This window comes from Agrococcus sp. HG114, assembly GCF_024723325.1.
In the GTDB taxonomy this organism is placed as follows: Bacteria; Actinomycetota; Actinomycetes; order Actinomycetales; family Microbacteriaceae; genus Agrococcus.
This window is the reverse complement of the sequence record NZ_JANQCH010000202.1, coordinates 1-2,012: the sequence shown is the minus strand read 5'-3', so window position 1 is coordinate 2,012 and position 2,012 is coordinate 1. Positions and strand designations below refer to the sequence as shown.

Annotated in this window: 1 protein-coding gene; it reads right to left on the bottom strand. The window is 76.6% G+C overall.

The window, feature by feature from the left end:
* On the bottom strand, positions 1 to 2,012 hold a 2,012-nt coding region (locus NWP09_RS12615; protein WP_258275848.1), incomplete at both ends, for a helicase-related protein.

Genomic DNA, 2,012 nt, shown 5'->3' with positions numbered 1-2,012 from the left:
GTGCCCGCCCGGGGGCGCCGGCGCATCCACCCCCGCAGGCCCGTGCGGGACGCCGGGCTGCTCCACCGTCGCGCCGGGCACGCCCTCGAGCCGCACGGCGAGCTCGTCGACCGTGAGCGGCCCGAGCAGGCGCAGCAGGTCGGCGGCGCCCTCGAGCCCGCGCGCCCGCCGATCGGGCGCGAGCCGCTGCAGCTCGAGCTCGGTGCGCGCGACGATCTCGGGGTCGAGCAGCTCGCGGAGCGCCGACTGCCCGAGCACCTCGGCGAGCAGCGCGGGGTCGAGCGTGAGCGCCGCCGCCCGCCGCTCGGCGAGCGGGGCGTCGCCCTCGTAGAGGAACTGCCCGACGTAGCCGAACAGCAGGTGGTGCGCGAACGGCGACGGGCTCGGGGTCTCGACCTCGACGACGCGGATGTCGCCGTGCTGCAGCCGCTCCGCGATCGACCGCAGCGCCGGCAGGTCGTACGCGTCCTGCAGCACTTCGCGGAGCGCCTCGAGCACGATGGGGAAGTCGGGGTAGCGCTTCGCGACGTCGAGCAGCTGCGCCGCGCGCTGCCGCTGCTGCCACAGCGGCGCGCGCCGCGACGGGTCGCGCTTGGGCAGCAGCAGCGCGCGCGACGCGCACTCGCGGAACCGGCTCGCGAAGAGGGCCGTGCCGCCGGCCTCGGCCTCGACGATGCGCTCGAGCTCGTCGGGCTCGAAGCGGATCAGCTCCGCGCCGGGCGGCTCGGCGTCGGAGTCGGGGATGCGGATGACGATGCCGTCGTCGGACGCCATCGCGGCGGCGCCGAGGTCGCGGTCCTCGCGGAGGCGCCGGTCGATCGCGAGCGCCCACGGGGCGTGCACGCGCCGGCCCCACGGGGAGTGCACGATGAGGCGCCAGTCGCCGAGCTCGTCGCGCGAGCGCTCGACGACGAGCTGCGCGTCGGTCGGCACGGCGCCCGTCGCGGCGAGCTGGTCGCGCACGTACGCGTCGAGGTTGCGGATGGCCCGCTCGTCGGAGTGCGGGAGGTCGATGCCGGTGCCCGCGGCCAAGCGGTCGGCCAGCGCCGCGGTCGCCTGCCCGATCGAGCGGCCGAGGTCGGCGGGCCGCCCCTCGGCATCGCCGTGCCAGAACGGCAGCTTGCCGACCTCGCCGAACGCGGGCACGACGAGCACCCGGTCGTGCGTGATGTCGACGACCCGCCAGCTCGTCGCGCCGAGCGCGAAGACGTCGCCCGCGCGCGACTCGTAGACCATCTCCTCGTCCAGCTCGCCGACGCGCGCGCCCGGCCGCCCCTCCTGCCCGGCGAGGAACACGCCGAACAGGCCGCGGTCGGGGATCGTGCCTCCGCTCGAGACGGCGATGCGCTGCGCGCTCGGGCGGCCGGTGATCGTGCCCGCGTCGCGATCCCACACGACACGCGGCCGCAGCTCGGCGAACTCGTCGCTCGGGTAGACGCCCGCGACGAGGTCGAGGGTCGCGTCGAACGCGCTCCGCGGCAGCTGCGCGAACGGCGCCGAGCGCCGCACCGTCTGGAACCAGTCGTCGACGACGAGCTCGTCCATCGCGGCCGCCGCGACGGTCTGCTGCGCGAGCACGTCGAGCGGGTGCCGCGGCATGCGGATCGGCTCGAGCTCGCCGCGCGCCATCCGGTCGGCGACGACCGTCGCGTGCAGCAGGTCGGCGCGGTGCTTCGGGATGAGCACCCCGCGCGACGCGTCGCCCACCGAGTGCCCGGCGCGGCCGACGCGCTGCAGGCCGCTCGCGGTCGACGGCGGCGACTCGACCTGCACGACGAGGTCGACCTCGCCCATGTCGATGCCGAGCTCGAGGCTCGAGGTCGCGACGACGCAGCGCAGCCGTCCCGACTTCAGCTGGTCCTCGATCTCGGCGCGCTGCTCCTTCGACACCGAGCCGTGGTGGGCGCGGGCGAGCGGCGGCGCCTCCGCGTCGTCCCCGCCCGCCTCGCGCGCGGCAGCGCGCTCGGCGAGGCGCAGGCGGATGTGCTCGGCCACGTCGCGCAGGACGACGC